13 protein-coding genes, 1 pseudogene and 1 riboswitch are annotated in these 17273 nt (G+C 64.6%); of the genes and pseudogenes, 13 read left to right on the top strand and 1 reads right to left on the bottom strand.

Features of this window, described 5'->3' with window-relative positions:
* Window positions 1–39 precede the first annotated feature (39 nt).
* From FBF35_RS05290 to FBF35_RS05340, 11 genes and pseudogenes are all read left to right on the top strand, one after another.
* Window positions 40–2022, top strand: coding sequence for a hypothetical protein (locus FBF35_RS05290; RefSeq protein ID WP_060567285.1), 1983 nt, complete (start codon window positions 40–42; stop codon window positions 2020–2022).
* 34 nt (window positions 2023–2056) lie between these two features.
* Complete coding sequence (locus FBF35_RS05295) at window positions 2057–3001, top strand: methionyl-tRNA formyltransferase (protein ID WP_060567286.1); 945 nt, start codon at window positions 2057–2059, stop codon at window positions 2999–3001.
* The gene (locus FBF35_RS05300) at window positions 2998–4470 is read left to right on the top strand and encodes a transcription antitermination factor NusB (protein ID WP_060567287.1); all 1473 of its coding nucleotides are present in this window, start codon (window positions 2998–3000) and stop codon (window positions 4468–4470) included. The genes FBF35_RS05295 and FBF35_RS05300 overlap by 4 nt, the downstream gene beginning before the upstream one ends.
* A gap of 10 nt (window positions 4471–4480) precedes the next feature.
* Window positions 4481–5143: a ribulose-phosphate 3-epimerase gene (rpe, locus tag FBF35_RS05305; protein ID WP_034466910.1), complete on the top strand. Its 663-nt coding sequence runs from the start codon at window positions 4481–4483 to the stop codon at window positions 5141–5143.
* A gap of 109 nt (window positions 5144–5252) precedes the next feature.
* Window positions 5253–5382: riboswitch (FMN riboswitch) on the top strand.
* 56 nt (window positions 5383–5438) lie between these two features.
* Complete coding sequence (locus FBF35_RS05310; RefSeq protein WP_060567288.1) at window positions 5439–6212, top strand: ABC transporter permease; 774 nt, start codon at window positions 5439–5441, stop codon at window positions 6210–6212.
* A 12-nt stretch (window positions 6213–6224) separates the two neighbouring features.
* Complete coding sequence (locus tag FBF35_RS05315) at window positions 6225–7274, top strand: ABC transporter substrate-binding protein (RefSeq protein WP_060567289.1); 1050 nt, start codon at window positions 6225–6227, stop codon at window positions 7272–7274.
* A 49-nt stretch (window positions 7275–7323) separates the two neighbouring features.
* A complete protein-coding gene (locus FBF35_RS05320) occupies window positions 7324–8256 on the top strand; it encodes a helix-turn-helix transcriptional regulator (protein WP_060567290.1) in 933 nt (310 codons plus the stop codon).
* Window positions 8249–9187 carry a helix-turn-helix transcriptional regulator gene (locus tag FBF35_RS05325; protein ID WP_060567291.1) on the top strand — a complete coding sequence of 313 codons (939 nt, stop codon included), beginning with the start codon at window positions 8249–8251 and terminating at the stop codon, window positions 9185–9187. The genes FBF35_RS05320 and FBF35_RS05325 overlap by 8 nt, the downstream gene beginning before the upstream one ends.
* Window positions 9184–11951: pseudogene (locus tag FBF35_RS05330) on the top strand (DEAD/DEAH box helicase). Before FBF35_RS05325 ends, FBF35_RS05330 begins: the two are co-directional and overlap by 4 nt.
* A 16-nt stretch (window positions 11952–11967) precedes the next feature.
* Window positions 11968–13587, top strand: a complete 1620-nt coding sequence (lnt, locus tag FBF35_RS05335) for an apolipoprotein N-acyltransferase (protein ID WP_060567293.1) — start codon at window positions 11968–11970, stop codon at window positions 13585–13587.
* Window positions 13588–13606: 19 nt separating this feature from the next.
* Window positions 13607–14392, top strand: a complete 786-nt coding sequence (locus FBF35_RS05340) for a polyprenol monophosphomannose synthase (RefSeq protein WP_060567294.1) — start codon at window positions 13607–13609, stop codon at window positions 14390–14392.
* Here the strand turns inward: FBF35_RS05340 and FBF35_RS05345 are convergent.
* Entirely contained in the window at window positions 14389–14754 is a 366-nt protein-coding gene (locus tag FBF35_RS05345) for an RNA polymerase-binding protein RbpA (protein WP_060567295.1), read from the bottom strand. The two genes, FBF35_RS05340 and FBF35_RS05345, sit on opposite strands and share 4 nt — an antisense overlap.
* A gap of 163 nt (window positions 14755–14917) precedes the next feature.
* On the opposite strand from FBF35_RS05345, the gene FBF35_RS05350 reads away from it, so the two are divergent.
* The gene (locus FBF35_RS05350; protein WP_060567296.1) at window positions 14918–15661 is read left to right on the top strand and encodes a phosphatase PAP2 family protein; all 744 of its coding nucleotides are present in this window, start codon (window positions 14918–14920) and stop codon (window positions 15659–15661) included.
* 33 nt (window positions 15662–15694) lie between these two features.
* Window positions 15695–17209 carry an Hsp70 family protein gene (locus FBF35_RS05355; RefSeq protein WP_060567297.1) on the top strand — a complete coding sequence of 505 codons (1515 nt, stop codon included), beginning with the start codon at window positions 15695–15697 and terminating at the stop codon, window positions 17207–17209.
* Window positions 17210–17273 lie beyond the last annotated feature (64 nt).

A 17273-nucleotide genomic window follows, 5' to 3' on the forward strand; every position in this document is an offset into this window, starting at 1 on the left:
CGGGACGCAGATGTGTGCTGGCCGTGATTCACTAGGATCATGACTTCCCAACAGGGCATGCTTGACGGTTTCGATCCGCCGCGGTCTCGGGCCGCGGAGATCGCACGCGTGCTCGTTGACGTCGATCTGCCGCACATGGATCGGCCGCTCGATTACGTCGTTCCAGACAAGTTCATCGACGAGGCCGAGGTTGGCCGCGCAGTTCGCGTGCGGTTTTCCGGCACGCGCGTGGACGGCTGGATCGTTGAGCGTACACGTCGCGATGTGCTTGACGATGCCGCGCAGATCGAATCGGTATCGTCTGCGATCCCGGTGTTGACGCCCGCACTGTATGAGGCCGCGCGTCGCATCGCACATCGCTTTCTTGCTACGACGTCGCAGGTCCTGTCGCTCGCTATCCCTCCGCGACATGCACGCGGCGAAAAGACTGTCGTACAGGCACACGCGTCGGCGTGGCCATCCGTTGACGCTCCGACTGTTTCTGAAGGCTGGGCATCCTATCGTGCTGGCGACGCGTTACTTCACCGCCTTGCAGCCGGAGAGTCTCCGCGTGCAGTCGTGACCGCCCTGCGTCCCCGGATGCGCGCGTGTCTGTCGGATGCCATCGCTGCCACTGTTTCGTCGGGGCGCAGCGCCATCATCGTTGCTGCCACCGGAGAGGACGCCGCGCGCTACGCACGCGCACTTGAGGAGGACCTCGGGGTGCCCGTCGCTGTGACGGGCGGTGAGGTGGCGCCCGAGGAGCGTTACCGTATCCACGTAGCCGCGACACTCGGGCGTCTTCCGATTGTGGTCGGCACGCGGTCGGCCGCGTGGGTTCCGTGTGCGAAGCTGGGCCTCATTGTCATCTGCAACGACGGCGACGATCGACTGCGAGAGCGCAGGTTCCCTCGCTGCGACGTTCTTGATATTGCCGTGCAGCGGTGCGCGGTGGAGGGCGCAGGGCTCCTTGTTGCTTCCTTCGCACGCTCCGTGAAGGCACAGGCTCTCGTCCGTTCTGGATGGGCGGTCAGTCTCGATCCGGTGCCCGGCGCGCTGCGCGACGCGACTCCACGCGTGCATCTGCACGGCGCGACGGAAGCAGAACGTGAGGGCGCCAGCGGCCACATGCGCATTCCCCCGGCAGCGTTGCGCATGATTCGCCAGGGCCTGCGCGAAGGCCTCGTTCTCATCCAGGTCGCAGCGTCCGGCTATTGGCCCACGGTCGTGTGCCGCCGTTGCAGCGAGCGAGCGCGCTGCCGCCATTGCTCGGGTCCTCTCGCAGTCAATAGCGGGGGAGAGGTCACCTGTTCGTGGTGCGCCCGCGCCACTGGTACTTGGCGGTGCCCACACTGCTCGGGAACAGAGCTCCGCGCAGCTCGCGTGGGATCGACGCGCACCGCCGAAGAGATCGCGCGCAACCTGCCGGACGCATCGGTCCTCGAGTCATCGGCTGCACACAGAATCACCCGCCAACTGCACTCACGCCCCACGGTCGTCGTTGCTACGCCGGGAGCTGAGCCAGACGTGGACGGTGGCTACGCCGCCGCCATCATCCTCGACGCGCACGCTCTGGCTGGGCGAGCCGAACTGTGGGCCCCGGAGGAGGCTGCCCGGCGGTGGCTCAACGCGCTGTCCCTTGTCCGCCCAGGCCACCCCGGCCTCGTCGTCGGGACGATTCCCGATGCGTTGGGGCAGGCACTCGTGCGCTGGGCCCCCACCGACTACGCCGATCGTCTTCTCGATGAGCGCGAGGCCCTGGGCTTCTTTCCGGCCACGACGATGGTTGCCCTCGATGGGCCAGCGGCTCAGGTCCGTCAGGTCGCCGAACAGGTGATTCGCGATGGAGGAGCTGAGCTGGTCGGCACCGTCGTGCGCCCGGCGACGCGCGAGGGCGAGGAAAACGAAGTACGCACACTGGTGCGCAGCCCGTTGGCCGGGGCGACGTCGATGCTCGCGGTGCTTACCGATATTCGACGCTCACGCAGTGCGCGCAAGGTTCCACTCGTCAAAATGAGCGTGAACCCACCCGAGCTCTTCTGAGTCAGGGCCTGCGTAGTGCCGTAAACTGGCGGCCGTGCGCATTATTTTTGCTGGTACCCCCGAGGCCGCAGTTCCCACACTGCGGGCCCTGCTGTCGTCGTCCCACGAGGTCGCCCTCGTCATCACGCGCCCGCCGGCTCGGCGCGGCCGCGGAAAGACGATGTACCCGTCACCGGTGGCAGAGGTTGCCACCGAATTCGGCGTGGAGCTGTTGGAGACAACGACGCTGAAGACCCCCGACATCGCTCAGCGCATCGAGGACGTGCAGGCGGACCTTGGTGTCGTTGTTGCTTACGGCGGCCTCGTCCCCCTGAACGTGCTGGCAATGCCCGTACACGGGTGGGTCAACCTGCATTTCTCGGATCTGCCGAGGTGGCGCGGAGCTGCTCCTGTCCAGTGGGCGATTCGCGAGGGGGATGCGACGACCGCGTCCTGCGTGTTCAACCTCGAGGAGGGCCTGGATACCGGCGACGTCTATTCGCGCGTCGAGGTTCCGATCGGACATGAGAGCGCGGGCGAGCTGCTCTCATCCATGGCCGAGGCCGGGGCGGACCAGGTGCTCGGCGTTGTCGATGCGCTCGCCGCTGGCAGCGCAAGCGCTACTCCGCAGCCTTCCGAGGGCATCACGCATGCTCGCCGCCTCGAGCACGTCGACGGCTACGTGTCATTCACGCACGATGCCGGGTACGAGGATCGCGTCATTCGTTCTGTGACGCCCAATCCCGGCGCCTACACGGTGTTGCCGGGCGGGGCACGCATGAAGCTCGACAAGGCAACGCCCGTGGACCGTGACGATCTCGCTCCCGGGCAGCTCGAAGTGACGAAGAAGCAGGTCACCGTCGGGTGTACGAGCGGTGCTCTCGTGCTCGGAAAGGTGGCGCCGGCCGGTAAGTCCTGGATGGACGCGGCCGCCTGGGCGAGGGGAGCGCGGCCTTCCGAAGACCTTCGCCTTGGTGGAGAGCTGGAGGGTGAGCGATGAGCGAGAGGCGTTACGCGGACGGCTACCGCAAGCTGCGCAAGGCCGATGAGCCCCGTCGTATTGCCTACGACGTTCTTCACGAGGTCGAGACCCAGGGCGCGTTCGCAAACATCGTGTTGCCGAAGGTTCTGCGTCAGGCCCGGCGTGACGGTCACTTCTCCGATCGCGATGCTGCCTTCACCTCCGAGCTCGTCCACGGCACGCTGCGTGCAATCGGTCGACTCGACTGGGTGATCTCCCGTCATATCGACCGTCCCCTGGCTGATCTCGATCCGCGTGCGCTCGTCGTTCTGCGTATGGGCGCCCACCAGCTCCTCGACATGCGAGTGCCTGATCATGCTGCTGTGTCGGCGACTGTGGACATCGCGCGTGAGCACCTGACGGATGGCCCCGTGCGTTTCGTCAATGCCGTGTTGCGCTCGATCACCCGCGAGGATCCGTCCGAGCGTGAGGCAGCCATGGATGCCATCGCCAATGAGGATGAGGCTCTCGGCGTGCGTTTCTCGCACCCGGCGTGGATGGTCGCTGCGTTCCGTGAGGCCCTGAAGGCCCACGGCTACCCCGAGGATGAACTTCTCGACGTTCTCGAGGCTGATAACGAGGTTCCCACGGTCACTCTGGTGGCTCGCCCGTCGTTGATGAGCGTCGATGAACTCGCCGACGAGGCCGAGGATATTCTCGACACACGCGTCGCCCTGGGTGCTGTCTCCCCGTATGCAGTGCTCCTCGAATCCGGTGATCCGGCGCGCCTGCCCTCGATTCGCGACGGCCGTGCCGGCGCACAGGATGAGGGATCGCAGCTTGCGGCGCTCATCGCCGCGTCCGCACCGCTCGAGGGCGGCTCCGACGAGCGCTGGCTCGACCTGTGTGCGGGTCCCGGCGGTAAGGCCGCGCTTCTCGCCGGCCTTGCTGCAGGCGTGGGAGCACGTGTGACCGCCAACGAAGTGCACCCGCACCGCGCCCGCCTCGTGGAGCGCACGACACGCCAGTTCGACTCCATCGAGGTCGTGAGCGGCGACGGTCGTACCTTCGGTGGCGGTCAGAGCGCATGGCCCCTCGGCTCATTTGACCGTGTCGTCGTCGATGCCCCCTGCTCGGGCATGGGCTCGATGCGCCGACGCCCCGAGTCCCGTTGGAACCGCACGCCCGCGGACGTGGAGGAGCTGACTGTTCTCCAGCGCGAACTCCTCGATCGAGCAGTCGCGCTGACACGCCCCGGAGGCGTTCTCACATACATCACGTGTTCGCCGCACGCGGCCGAGACGCGTGAACAGGTTGAGCGTCTGCTCAAGGCCGGCGAGGTTGAGCTGCTTGACACCGTGGCGCTCGCAAACGAATGCGCACCTGAAGCGCTGGACGTGCCGGCATCTGCGGGCGTTATCAAGGGGTTTAGCGGTCGGACGCTCCAGCTCTGGGATCACCGTTTCGGCACGGATCTAATGTTTGTAGCCTGCCTGCGCAAGCGCTAGCATATGCGTTATGAACGCCACAATTAGCCCGTCGATCCTCAACTGCGACATCGCTGACCTGCGCGGTGAGCTCACCAAGATCGCAGGAGCGGATATCGCTCACGTCGACGTCATGGACAACCATTTCGTCCCCAACCTGTCGTGGGGTCTGCCCGTCGCGGAGGCTGTCGTCAAGTCCGGCATTCTGCCGGTCGACGCGCACCTCATGATCGAAGATCCGGATCGTTGGGCTCCGCAGTATGCGGAGGTCGGTTGTGAGTCCGTCACCTTCCACGCAGAGGCCGCGGCGGCGCCGCTGCGCCTGGCGCGCGAGCTGCACCGCATCGGTGCACGCGCCGGCCTGGCTCTGAAGCCGGCGACTGACATCGCACCGTTCGTCGACATCCTCAACGAGTTCGACATGATCCTCATCATGACGGTTGAGCCCGGCTTCGGTGGCCAGTCTTTCATCGAGCAGATGATCCCGAAGATCGAGCGCACGCGCGCCGCGATCAACGCCGCAGGGCTGCAGGTGTCGATCCAGGTCGATGGCGGTATCTCGCGTGCGACCATCGAGCGCGCGGCCGAGGCCGGCGCCGACAACTTCGTCGCGGGTTCCGCAGTCTTCCGTGCGGAAGACGCTCATCGTGAGGTGGAGGCGCTGCGCGAACTCGCCAACGCCCATTCACACTGATCGCACACTTATTTCGGCGGCCGGAACGGGACGAGATCCCGTCCGGCCGCCTTTTCTTTCATAGCGGATACGCCTCGCGCAGCGCGACGGTCGGTGGCACAATGGCACACGAGTACTCCGGGGTCGGTGAAAGTCCGAACCGGCGGTGATAGTCCGCGACCCGCCTTCACAGAACGAGGGTGGTTGAGCCGGTGAAATTCCGGCACCGACGGTTAAAGTCCGGATGGGAGGAGTGCATGAGGCGCATCCGTGCGTCTGCTGTGCTGCGCGTACCCCCGGTGTCGGAAAGTAAGTCGTGGCAATTCGGAACAAGCCCTGCGGTGCGCTCACCGTCGCGGCACCGATCATCTTCCTTGCCCTTGTGCTGGCGGGATGGTGGCTGACGACGATGCTGACCGGCATCGAAGCCTGGCGTCTGCCCGATCCGTTTGCTGTTGCCCGAAAAGGCTTGGCGCTGCTCCAGCGCCCTGCCACCTGGCGCCAGATTGCGGTGACGGGAGGCGAGGCTATCGCAGGGTGCGCGCTCGGAACGGTCGTTGCGCTGCCACTCGCGTATGCGATCTACCGATGGCGGCTGTTGGCCGCCGCGGTGGAACCCTTCCTTGGAGCAACCCAAGCGTTGCCCGCCATCGCAATCGCCCCCATCCTCGTGCTGTGGGTCGGGTATGGCATCACGCCGGTCATCGTGCTGTGCGCGCTGATGGTGTTTTTCCCGATCCTCGTGTCCACCGTCGTCGGTTTACGTCATATCGATCGCGAGCTTCTCGAAGCCGCCGCGCTCGACGGCGCGACGGGCTGGACGATGGCCGCACATATGGAGCTACCTCTTGCCGCCCCCGCGATTCTGGGCGGCCTGCGTAACGGGTTTGCTCTGTCTGTGACGGGCGCAGTCGTGGGGGAGATGGTCATGGGAGGGTCCGGGCTCGGGCAGGTACTCACTCAAATGAGAAGCAACGTGGACACCGCCGGCATGTTTGTCGTCATCGCGATCCTGTGCATCATGGCAACAATTTTGTACGTCATCGTGTATCGAATCGAGCGGTCGAAACGCTACGCGATCACGCAGTGAAGGAGACATCCCTTGAAGCTTTCCGCTATCGTTCGCGCGACCGTTATCGCTGCCAGCGCCTCGCTGGTACTGGGCGCTTGCACAGTCGGTCCCGGTGCCACGCAGTCGGGCACGTCCTCGCAGGGCGCCTCGGACGTGACGATCGGTCTGACCTACATCCCGAACGTGCAGTTTGCCCCCGTCTATGTCGCTGATTCTCAGGGGCTGTATAACGACGCCGGCATCACGCCCACCGTTCGCCATCACGGCTCGGACGAGGGCCTGTTCACGGCGCTTCTCGCCGGCCAGGAGGACGTGGTCATTGCCTCCGGCGACGAGGCAGCGGTCGCCGCCTCGCAGGGTATGGACCTCGTGTCGATTGGCCAGTATTACGCGACCTACCCGGGGAGTGTCATCGTCCCTGCCTCGTCATCGATCACGAGCCTGGCTGACCTCGCCGGAAAGAACATCGGCATTCCGGGTGAGTATGGTTCGAGCTACTACGCCACTCTTGCCGCTATCAAGGCCGGTGGCCTGCAGACGTCAGACGTGACCATTTCGTCGATCGGCTACACACAGCAGGCGGCCCTCGCAGCTGGCCAGGTGGACGCAGTCGTTGGATTTACCAACAATGACGCGGTGCAGATGAGACTCGCGGGCATCGACATCCGGGAGATCCCGCTGGATGGAGCCTCGACTCCGCTGGTGGCGGCCTCGATTATTACGACGCGCGAATGGGCGCAGGCCCACCCCGATGCGGCACGCGCGGTCGTGTCCGCAACCACCGAGGCGATGAACGCGATCGCGGCCGATCCCCAGGTTGCGATTGACGCGACGGCAAAGTGGGATACGACGCTCAGCGACGAGACGTCTCTGGCCGCAGCCAATGCTGTACTCGCTGCGACCGTTCCTCTGTGGCTTGGAGACGATGCCCACGCTGACGGCATGCAGGACTTTGCTACGTGGTCTTCCATGGTGTCGTTCCTGACGTCGATTGGGGTCCTCGAAGGAGACGTCGATCCGACCGTCATCGTGACCAACGAGTACGCGAGCACAGCTGATGCCGCGTCGCCTCAGTCCTAAACGGTGCGCCGTATGCCCGGGACGCGTGCGTTTCGCGTAGGGTAGGCGGGTGAGTACCGCTGTCAACGCTAACGTGCGCGTCCTCGAGCTTTTTGTGGAGCTCCTGGGCGCGCGTCCCGGGCGCACGAAGGCGCAATTGCGTGCTCTTCCCGGATATCAGGGGCTCGCGGACGATGCCTTTGAAACGCAGTTTCAACGAGACAAAGATGCGCTGCGTGACGCTGGTGCCCACATGACGATTCACTCGGGGGAGCGTTACAGCATCGCCTGGGATTCTTTTGCGCCCGGCATCGAAGTGATGAGTACCGACCGAGCGCTCATGTCGCTGGCCGCACGCGCGTGGGATAGCAGCGAATTTTTCGCCGACGCGATCGATGCGAAGGCAGCCGCAGCTTCCTCCGACGACGTTCCTGCTCCGACAATTCGCCTGGGTCTCACCGGCCTCGGGGCAGCCACCGTGTTGTCGCAGGCAATTCGCGAGCGGCGCGTGGTGTGCTTCGAATACCCAGGGTCGCACGAGCTCACTGAGCGCTCCGTCGAGCCGTGGGCCCTGTCGGTCCAGGGCCGCGCCTTATACCTATGGGGATGGGACCTCGATCGCGGCAGCGAGCGTACATTCCGTGTGTCGCGCATTCGCTCCCAGATTTCATTCATCGGGGAGCCTGGAGATGCATCGCTCCCGCCCGAAGGAGCAGCGTTTCCGCGTGTGTCATCGTTCGTCTCTCCCGTCGTCGACGTGCGTGGGGACTGCACTGCACGCACGCTTCTCCATGGTTACGAGGCCGGGGCAGCATCTGAGGAGCACGGTTCGCCTCGGCATGGCTGGGAGCGCGTCGCACTCGAAGGCGCAGAATTGGGAACGTGGATGGGTCGTCTTCTTCCCCTGGCATCTGACGTGGTCGTCGTCGCGCCCGAGTCCCTGCGCGACGCGATGGTGATGCGCCTGCGCGCGGCTGCCAAGTGGGGTGAGCACGATGCCTGAGAACGTACAGTTGGCCGTTGTCCGCCTCGCTTCGATGGTGGCGTGGATGAGTGAGCACCCGGGCGCGAGCGTCGATGAGATCGCTGCGCATTTCCATCGAACTCGCCGACAGGTGCGTCGTGATATCGAGTATCTAGCGTCCGTTGGAGATTCACTGCCCGGCGCGTCTTTCGAGGTCGATTGGGAGCTCTACGAACACGAACAGCGCGTGTCACTACGCTCGACGCTGGGCGCCTCGGCACCGCTGCGCCTGTCCACGCTAGAGGCGCAGGCTCTGCTCATCGGGCTGTCTGCGATCACCCCGCTGCTTGGCACGGATCTTGCCGCTCATGTTCCGCATGCCGCCCTCGTCGTCTGCGCGCTCGGGGGTCTGAAAGAGGCCGACGCCGAACAGCACGTGGAGGCGATTCCGTCTCTGGCCTCGTCGAGCGAGAGCCTCGAAAGTCTGCGCGATGCCCTCCTGCGCGAAGAACGAGTGTCTTTCACCTACGTGTCCGCTTCTGGCGTTCGCACGCGCCGCATCGTCGACCCGTGGTCGCTCGAGGCGAGCGCGAGCGGCTGGCTGCTGCGCGGCTGGTGCACTCGCGCGGGGGAGGCTCGCAGCTTCGCGGTCGTGTCGATCAGCGACGTGCGTGGCGAGGGCCCGCGCGTCGAAGAACCGCGGCGCGTGCGTCATGACGCACCCACCTGGACGCTCGACATCGATCGCGATGCCCGGTGGATCGCCGACGAATACGACGGTCACATCATCGCCGAGCTGGACGGCGGGGGAGCGCGCATCACCCTGCCCGTCTGGAACGAACAGTGGGGCCTGAGCCTCCTCATCGACATTGCCCCACACCTGCGCGCAGCAACACCTGACATGCGCGACGAAGCCGCACGCCATGCGCGCTCAGTTTTGTCGATCTGGAGCCGAGAGGATGCATCGTGAGCCCCAAACGACGTCGACACCGCACCCGGGATGCTGAGAACGTCACCCAGCGCGAGGAGGAAGTCGGTCTCGGCGTGGGCAGTGCAGCCCAGCGCTACGCAGCGTACAAGGCCGAGGCGATGGCCGCCTCGTCGCTACGCGCGCGCTGGGTGTCCACGCTGAGCTTCACCCCGGACCCGTTCCAGATCCAGGCACTCGATGCCGTCGAGGCTGGCAGCTCCGTCCTCGTTGCCGCCCCTACCGGTGCGGGAAAGACAATCGTCGGCCAGTTCGGCGCCTACGTCGCCCTCGAGCAGGGAATGCGCGCGTTCTACACGACGCCGATCAAGGCACTGTCCAACCAGAAGTACCTAGAGCTGTGCGACCTATACGGCGCGGACAACGTCGGCCTGGCGACCGGAGACACGTCGGTGAACTCCGGTGCCCCGGTCGTCGTCATGACGACAGAGGTCCTGCGCAACATGATCTACGCGGGCGCGTCCCTGAGCGACTTGGGCGTCGTCATCCTCGACGAGGTCCATTACCTGGCGGATAAGATGCGCGGCCCGGTGTGGGAGGAAGTGATCATTCACCTGCCCGCACACGTCGCGATCATCGCCCTGTCCGCGACGGTGTCGAACGCCGAGGAGTTCGGGGCCTGGATCCGAGAAGTGCGCTCCACCTGCGAGATCATCGTGTCCGAAAAGCGTCCCGTCCCGCTCTATCAGCACATGATTGTCGGCGAGGACATCTTTGACCTGTACGCACCCACCGGCAAGGGAAAGCTTAATCCCGAGCTTGTGGCAGCGACGCGGGACTCCAGGATACGCGGCGGGCGTGGCTCGCGCTCGTGGAACCGTGAGGTTCGCGTGCGTCGCGAGTCGCGTCCCTCGACCCTGATTTCTCTTGATCGCGCGCGGCTGCTACCCGCCATCACGTTCATCTTCTCGCGGGCAGGATGCGAGGATGCGGTGCGCCAGATCCTCTCTACGCGCATCACGCTGACGACCCGCTCGGAGGCCGCCGAGATCGAGAGCTACGTGGATGAAGTCATCGCGCTCCTTCCTCCCGAGGATGCCATCGTCCTCGGCGCCGAGGCGTGGAAACGCGGCCTCATGCGCGGCATCGCCGCCCACCACGCCGGCATGCTGCCCCTCATGAAGGAGAGCGTCGAGCACCTGTTTTCGCGCGGCCTCGTCAAGATGGTGTACGCGACCGAGACTCTCGCGCTTGGCATCAATATGCCCGCGCGCACAGTCGTCATCGAATCGCTGACGAAGTGGAACGGCTCGGCACACGTCTCTCTGTCCGCCGGTGAATACACGCAGCTCTCGGGACGCGCGGGGCGTCGCGGTATCGACACCGAAGGCCACGCTGTCGTCTCACATCGTGGGGGAGTGGCACCCGAAGAGGTCGCAGCCCTCGCCTCAAAGCGTACATACCCGTTGATTTCCGCGTTCACTCCGACGTACAACATGGTCGTCAACCTGCTCGCGCGATCGACACGTGCCCAGACTCGCAAGGTCCTGGAGTCCTCTTTCGCGCAGTATCAGGCCGACTCCGCTGTCGTCGCGCTCGCTTCGCGACTGACCGAGCTGGAGGCTCAGCGCGACGCGACGGCCGAGGACCTGTCGTGTTCCCACGGTGACGTCCGCGAGTACCTGACCCTGCGCGACCAGTTGGGTCAGGCGGAGAAGTCCGGTGCACGAGCGCGCAAGCGCGAGGCACGAGATGAATCGCGTCGTCTTCTGTCCGGCGTGCGCCCGGGTGACGTCCTCGCACTGACTCGTGGCCGCAAGACACGCCTGTGTGTCGTTGGGGCGAAAGCCACCAGCGCCTCGGGCAGAGTCGAGGTCTCGGTGATCGGGGAGGACGCCACGTGGAGGGCCCTGGCCCCGAAGACGTGCGCGGTGCAATTGCTGTCGTCGGCCACATGTCAATTCCCGGTGGGTCTGCGCTACGGCGCACGAAGGAGCGCACACGCATCGCAGGGGAGCTGCGTTCCGGCGCTGCCAAGGGCATCTACGAGGTGCCGGTAGATTCCACGCAGGCCTCGGATCCGGTCTCGGCACTGCGCACCGCGATGCGTCAGCATCCGGTGCACCGCTGCCCGCACCGCGAGGAGCACGCTCGGGCGGGCGCCCAGTGGGCGCGCCTGGCGCGCGAGATCGAGCGTCTCCGCTCGTCGATCGACTCCCAGACGGGTTCCGTGGCCGCCCAGTTCGATCGTGTCTGCGCGGTCCTCGAGCGCCTCGGCTTTTTGGCTGGCGACGAGGTGACAGACTCGGGTCAGCGCTTGCGCCGAATCTTCGGTGAGCGCGACTTGGTGGTGGCCATGTCGATGAACGAGGGCACGTGGAATGAGCTCGACGAGGCGGAGCTCGCGTCGATGGTGTCTGCGCTCGTCTACGATTCTCGCTCCGACGACGATGCGCAGCAGCTGGCCCCTGCGGGCGTCGGCATTCGACTGCAGGAAGCCTGGCACGAGAGCCTGGCTACCCTGGAGCGCGTGCACCGCGTCGAAAAGGCCTGTGGCTGCGACCTCACCCCGAGCCTCGATGCCGGTCTGATGGCTGCCACACTTGCATGGGCGCACGGCTCGACGCTGGCCACGGCGATTGATGCCACGCCGATCCAGGCTGGAGACTTCGTCCGCTGGATGCGTCAGGTCATGGACTGCCTCGGCCAGATTGCGTCGGCGTCGTCTAGCGGCGAGCTTGCACGTAAAGCCGAGGCCGCGAAGGACCGCATCGGACGCGGTATCGTTGCGTGGTCGACGATTTGAGACACCTGGAGGGCTAGTGGGGCATCAAGACATCTTCCAGCGCGCATCGTTTGCGCACGTGTGCGGCGATTCAATCATCGCCGCGATTGCCGGCCTCGCGCTGTATGCGTCGTTTCCACCCGTAGGCTGGTGGTGGCTATCGGTGCCTGCCCTCGCCCTGTTTCTGTCGCGCATTGACGAGGCCAGGGCCCCGCGCGCGTTGACGGTGACCTTCGTGTTCGGCATGAGCTTCTGGGTTCCTCTCATCGACTGGATTCCGCTGGCCGTTGGCACGACACCCCCATGGTTCGTCCTCGCCTTCGTGCAGACTCTCTTCCTAATGGCATGGGTGCTCTTCGCGCGCTGGACTCCGCTGTGGCGGTGGGCGCGCGGTCCGCTCGTCCAGGCGTTGTTGTTTGCGCTGACCTGGACAGGCGTCGACGCTGCTCGCTCACGCTGGCCGTGGTCGGGCTTTCCGTGGGGATCTGTCGCCTTGCCTCAGGTGGATTCACCCCTCGGTCATCTCGCACCCTACGGAGGAACGACGCTCATCACCGCAGTCGTCGTATTTCTTGCCGTTCTTGTGCGCCGCGCCTTCGCGGCTCGCGACGCCGCCGTTGTACGTGAGCACTGGTTTTCACGCCCGGCATTGGCCGTCATCGTCGCCGCCGTATACGTCGCGCCCCTCGCAATTTCTTTGCCCAATCAGGCGGACAACGGCATGCTGCGCGTCGGCGTCGTCCAAGGCGATATCGCGTTGCCCGGAGCCGAGGCATACAGCCGTGAGGGCGAAGTGACCGATAACAACATGCGGGCGTCGCTCGAGCTTGCGAGTTCGCCGCAGGTCACCGATCACCCGATCGACATCGCGCTCTGGGGCGAGGGTTCCGTTGACCGCGATCCGCTTGCATTCCCGGCGATTGGCCAGGCCGTCGATCGAGCCGCCTCCGCGCTGGATGCACCGATCCTGATCGGCTACACGAACCTGAACGAGCGCGACCGCGTGAAGAACTGGCTGGCGGTGTGGGAGCCGGGCACAGGAATGGACGAGGCCGCACGTTACTCCAAGCACGTTCCCGTTCCTTTTGGCGAGTTCATTCCTTTCCGGAACTTCATTGCTTCGTTCGCGACCGAAGTTGCTCAGTCCAGCAAGGACATGGAAGCGGGGGAGGAGCCTCCCCTGATGACGATCCAGGCGCGCGACGGGCGCAGCGTTCCCCTCGCCGTCGGTATCTGTTTCGAGGCTGCGTACCCCCTCGTGATCGGCGACGGCGTTTCTCGTGGCGGTCAGGCGATCGTCGTTCCCTCGAACAACTATCATTTCCAATCCTCGGGCGAGTCCGCGCAGCAGGGCCAGCTCTTGCGCATGCGCGCAATGGAGTATTCGCGCAGTGCCGTTCAGGCTTCCACGACCGGCCACTCGTACGTGATTCGTCCCGACGGATCGATTCTCGCGAGTACGGGTACCGAGGAGGCAGCAACGCTCGCTGCCGACATCCCGCTTCGCACCTCGCAGACGTTGACGGCTTTGGCGGGGGAGAGGATTCCAGGTGCCGTAATGGTGGCGACGCTGATCATCGCAATTCTCACCACCACAACAGTTATCGGACAAGGAATCAGGGCATCAGCGCGCGCCAGACGTGCGTCCGGCCAGTAAATTCGGCAAGATGTGAGTCATGACTGAATCCGTTCCTTCCTCTCCGTCACCATCCGGCGACCACACCCTGATCGTCATCCCAACGTACAACGAGATGTCGACGCTGCCGACGATTCTGGACGACATCTGGGCACACGTGCCGGGCGCGCACGTGCTTATCGTCGACGATTCGTCGCCAGACGGGACGGGGGAGTGGGTCGACAACCGACGCGAGGGGGAGGAACGTCTCCACGTCCTTCATCGCCCCGCGAAGTCGGGGCTTGCCACCGCCTACGTCGATGGCATGGGCTGGGGCATCGACCACGGATACCCCTTCATTCTCCAGATGGATGCGGACGGCTCGCATCGTCCCGTTGATCTGCCGAAGCTACTGAGCCGCATGGCTGGTCCGGATCGCCCGGACCTGGTCATCGGGTCGCGTTGGGTGCCCGGCGGTGCCATCAATGGTTGGTCTGCGAAGCGTGTCGCCCTGTCCAAAGCCGGCAATTATTATGTCCGTTTTTGTCTGGGGACACCCGTGCGCGATGCGACGGCAGGTCTGCGCCTACACCGCGCATCTTTCCTGAGTGAACTCGAGGTTCTCGGTCGGGTAGCGACGACAGGATTCGGGTTCCAGGTCGAAATGACCGAGCTGGAGCGCTCCCTGTGCGCTGTTATCGCCGAAGTTCCGATCACCTTCGACGAACGCATGGCCGGTGAATCGAAGCTCGACTCGTCTATTTTCGTCGAGGAGCTCGTGATGGTAACGAAAGGCGGCCTGAGCCGACTGGCCCAGGCCGCGCGACGGATCTTGCCGAAGCGTTAGCCCTTGCGGTAGGAACCCTCGGGACGCAGGCGCCCCTCGCGGTACGCCGTAAGCTGCTCGGTCAGAACGACCTCGAGCTCCTCGATCGAGCGACGCTCGAGCAGCATGTCCCAGTGGGTGCGCTGCGGCTTGACGGGCTTGTTTTCCTCATCCTCGACGGTTTCGCCGATGAGCTCAGCCGCCTGGCCACACTTGCATTCCCACGTCGCAGGTGCGGTGGCCTCACTGGACAGCGTCACCTCGAACTCGTGGCCATTGGGGCACGCGTAACGAACGATGAAACGGTCGGCGAAAACGACACCGTCCTCAGACTCGAGGGACTTCGCACCGATCTGCATGCCACGCAGCGCGCGGTCAGCCATAACAGCCTCCTGAACAAAAGAACGAAACGGGTCCATTCTATCTGACACGTCAAGCGGAACGCTCCCACGGCCTCGTCTCAACCCCGCCCCACGATCCGATAATGTACATTATGTCTGATTTTCTTTATCGACCGCTCTCCGACCACGCGGTACAGTTACACCCATGACGACAGACCTAGACGTGCGCACCCGGCGCCCCCCTGCCATCCGAGAGACCATCGTTCTCGCGCTAGCGTGCCTGTCGTATTCCATCCTGTCATTCCTCGCGAAGGCTCCAGAGTCTGTCGCGGTCGCTCACGCACACGACGTCGCCGCCTTTGAGTCCCGCTTCGGGCTGTTTATTGAAGGTCACGCGAACGCCTGGCTCACGGCCCACCCACTGCTCGCATCTCTCGCATCCACCCAGTACGCGGTGTCATTCTTCGCGATGACCGGCTTTGCCATGGTTGTTTTATGGCTGAAGGCCCCCGCTCACTATCGGATCGCCCGATGGACACTCGTCATCATGACGCTGGGTGCGCTCATCACCTACTGGACCTATCCCCTGGCTCCCCCGCGCCTCGTACCTGAGCTTGGTTTCGTCGATGCCGTCGCCGAGCACACGTCCGCATATTCTCAGCTGTTTGGCACGCTTGCGAACCCCTACGGCGCCATGCCCTCGATGCACACGGGATGGTCTGTGTGGGTTGCAATCATGCTCGGCACGTACGTCTGGCGCTCATGGTGGGCCCGGCTCATTCTCGCCGTCCACCCCGTTTTAACCATCGTGACAATCGTCGCAACAGCCAATCATTATGTGGTTGATGCCATTGCTGGATGCGCATACTTCCTGCTCGCTTGGCTCTTTGTCACCATTGTAAACAGGGCCTTACTGGGGAATGTGGGAACGCCCGGCGAGACGTCCTAGGACCTCCCCTATTTAAACGCTAGTGTGGGTGCCATGAGACTCGGAGTTGATTTTGGCACCACGACCACTGCGATCGCTATCGTCGATCGGGGGAACTACCCGATCGTCTCTTTCGTCAACAATCACGACGATACGGTCGATTTCGTTCCGTCTATCATCGCTCTTGACGGCGACCGCCTAGTTTACGGTTTCGACGCCGAAGACGCTGCCCGCGAAGGTGCTCCTCACCTGCGCTCCTTTAAGCGTCTGCTGTCCGATCCGTCGGTGACTGACACGTCCACGCTGCGTCTGGGCAATCACAGCATCTCGATCCTCGACGCGCTGACAGGTTTCCTCAGCTACGTCGCGCGCCAGCTGCGCACCAACTCCTCCATCGCGTCGCTTCCGGATTCGGAGCCGCTCGAGGCCCTCGTCGGCATCCCGGCCCACGCATGGTCGGCGCAGCGCTTCCTGACCCTTGAGGCCTTCCGCCGCGCGGGTTGGGACGTCCTCGCGATGGTTAACGAGCCTTCTGCCGCAGGCTTCGAGTACACGCACCGCCATGCGGGCACACTCAATTCCAAGCGCACCGCAATCCTCGTCTACGACCTGGGCGGCGGCACTTTCGATGCCTCCATTGTCTCCGCCACGGGCACGCTCCACGAGGTCATGGGCTCGCGCGGCCTCAACATGGTCGGTGGCGACGACTTCGACGTCGTGCTCGCCACCCGCCTCGCCGCTGCCGCCGGGACCGACTCAGGCAAGCTCGGGGACGAGGCGTGGGAGCGTCTCATCGAAGACTCACGCGACGCGAAGGAGACTCTCTCCCCTTCGACGAAGTTCATCACCGTGCCCGTCGATGGTAAGCCTGTGACGATTCCCGTCACCGACTTTTACGAGGCCGCCACTCCCCTGGTCGAGGCAACGATCGAGGCCATGGAGCCCCTGTTAGTACCGGACGCATCCGGAGTTGGCCAGCTCGGCGGTGACATCGCCGGCCTCTACGTCGTTGGCGGTGGTTCGCAGCTGCCACTTGTTGCCCGCGTGCTCCGTTCGCGCTTTGGCCGCCGCGTGCACCGCTCGCCGCACACGGCAGCCTCGACCGCGATCGGCCTGGCCATCGGCGCCGACCCCGAGGCCGCGTACACGGTGCGCGAACAGCTCTCGCGTGGCGTCGGCGTCTTCCGTGAGCGCGAGGCCGGCTCATTCATCTCGTTCGACACGCTCCTGGAACCGAACACCGAGCTTGCTCCCGGCGAGACCCTCACGATTAAGCGCCGCTACCGCGCCGCGCACAACATCGGATACTTCCGCTTCGTCGAGTATTCCTCCTTCGACGAGGCCGGGGTGCCCCGCGGCGACCTGCAGCCCTACGGAGAGGTCATCGTTCCCTTCGATCGCTCCCTGCGCCGCTCTGACATCGACCTGTCGGCCGTCCCCGTCATCCGCACCGAGGATGGACCTCTCATCGAAGAGTCCTACATTGTCGACGAAAACGGCATGGTCACCGTGGAAATCACGGATCTGGAGGCCGCCTACACCGTGACGCGTCCTCTCGGCCGGCGTTAGTCGCGCAGGCGGCGCTCGCCGCTTGATAAGTGTGGGGCCCAGGCATCGCGCCTGGGCCCCACAC

It is taken from the genome of Schaalia odontolytica (genome assembly GCF_005696695.1).
Taxonomy (GTDB): Bacteria; Actinomycetota; Actinomycetes; order Actinomycetales; family Actinomycetaceae; genus Pauljensenia; species Pauljensenia odontolytica_C.